2 protein-coding genes are annotated in these 1,807 nt (G+C 37.1%); one reads left to right on the top strand and one right to left on the bottom strand.

Annotated features, from left to right (window positions below; genetic code table 11):
- Positions 1–503: 503 nt before the first annotated feature.
- A complete protein-coding gene (locus AAKU52_RS17410; protein WP_354335909.1) occupies positions 504–956 on the bottom strand; it encodes a site-specific integrase in 453 nt (150 codons plus the stop codon).
- A gap of 354 nt (positions 957–1,310) precedes the next feature.
- Between AAKU52_RS17410 and AAKU52_RS17405 the strand changes: the two genes are divergently transcribed.
- On the top strand, positions 1,311–1,592 hold the full coding sequence (locus tag AAKU52_RS17405; protein ID WP_354335908.1) for a DUF6922 domain-containing protein: 282 nt from the start codon (positions 1,311–1,313) through the stop codon (positions 1,590–1,592).
- The last annotated feature ends 215 nt before the right edge of the window (positions 1,593–1,807 follow it).

The following is a 1,807-nucleotide window of genomic DNA, read 5'->3' as shown; positions in this document are numbered from 1 at the left end:
AAATCTGTTGGTAAAAATTGACCTGATAGTGAAAAATCCATCCTTGTTTTTTGAACAAATTTAACAACTAATCCCCAGAAAATTTACGTGACCCGGATAAAGCGGATATAGAAGAATTGCAAAAAATACAAAGTAGAAAAGGAAGCACTATATGAGCGTTTATTGAAAGCGCAGAAGAATAAATAAGTGTTATACTGAAAAATGCGAGGATATTTTATTCCAAAAAAGCCATTGTGATTGCAGTGGCTTTTTAATTTGCGTGGTTTTTTTAAAAAAATATTAGATTGAACATAGCAATTTATAATAGCCCCACCCTCTGGAGTGGCTTGCGAAACCCCGACGCCATAGCCTTCCCGCCGTTCTCCCTTTTAGCATATACGGAAAGGTATACCTTGGTTTTCTGCACATAGGTTCGGTCTTTGAAAATTCTTACGTTTCAGTCCGGTTGTACAAGTGGAAAAGCCTGAAACACCCTTCTGGCGTTTCAGGCTTACCAACAGTTTTTATATAGCCTGTTGATATTTCGCCCTCAGCAGGGCCATATCTACACTTATTTTCGATTCTGTGACTTCATTAACCTGCTGATAACGAGCCACAAATTTTTCCATTAGCGGAGCCTTATCCTCACTTACTTTACTGTCCAGCACTTTAGCATATAATTGTGTGGTACATATGTTTATGTGTCCGAACATTTTAGAAAAACTTTCAGTAGGTACGCCGTTCATTAAGGTTACTGTCGTTCCAAAAGTCCGTTTGGATATCCGGTTGCCCAATATTTTATTAACCCCTGATAGAGCTGCAATCTCAACCAGATATTCATTCATCTTTTGATTGCTTGAAATTGGTAGCGCCCTGTCATTGTTTAGGCAGTAAGGGTGGTCTATGTACTTATCAAGGATGTTCCGATTTAATGCATATTTTGGCATATCCCATAAAAGTAAAAAACCTTCAATCATTTGATTTGCAGGTTTTTATACGTTTTGATACTATTCTCTGTGATCCCGCTGGGACGTTAACTTAGTTCAGTTTTTAGCGTTTAAAGGCTCTCTGGAAGGGTTTTTAAAATGTGACTCACCGAATCACTCACCTTTTTGTCTGTATTTCTTAGTTGCAATTGCTATTATGCGAATATAACGAAAAGGAGGGAATTATGCCAAGAAAATCTAATCTCATTTTTTAAAGTAATGAACCAAGATTTCTAATTAAAAAGCATTCAACCTCATACATGGCAAGTAATTTGCTTGATAATCAGCGAGTACAGCAATTCGATTTATTTGAGTTATTAAATTCTAATCTATATATTTGTGTAAATGAAAACTGCAGATAACATAACAACCATATTTCCAAAAGAACTGTTTTGGGACGTAAACATGTCACGGTTAGATGTTCAGGAGGATAAGGATTTGATTATTCCTAGGGCACTTTATGCAACTACTGAGCACACATTTGCCGAAGATATCAGCCGTTTAGAGCATTTATATAAACGTGCCGAAATTGTTGATGAACTTAAATCTACGAAAGAACGTATCAGCAATAAGGTGTGTGCAATGGTGGCTCAACGCTACCATATCAAGCACTTTTCCAGATACTAATGGCTGCTGTTTCTGCAGAGCTTTTCGAAACCATCATTGAACTTCAAGGTCTTTCAAGCCTTAAAAATGCTGTATTAGGTGGCGGAACGAACCTTGCCATTAGGTACGATCATAGAGAAAGATCAATGCCAAATGTTGTGGGCTGAGGCTAAAAATTTATCTTTGTATTTTGATAAAGATTGATATTTATGCCCACGAGCCACACCTCCATACTC

The organism is Pedobacter sp. CG_S7 (assembly GCF_040544395.1).
GTDB lineage: Bacteria > Bacteroidota > Bacteroidia > Sphingobacteriales > Sphingobacteriaceae > Pedobacter.
The sequence above is the reverse complement of the archived record's forward strand: the minus strand, read 5'-3'. Positions and strand labels throughout refer to the sequence as shown.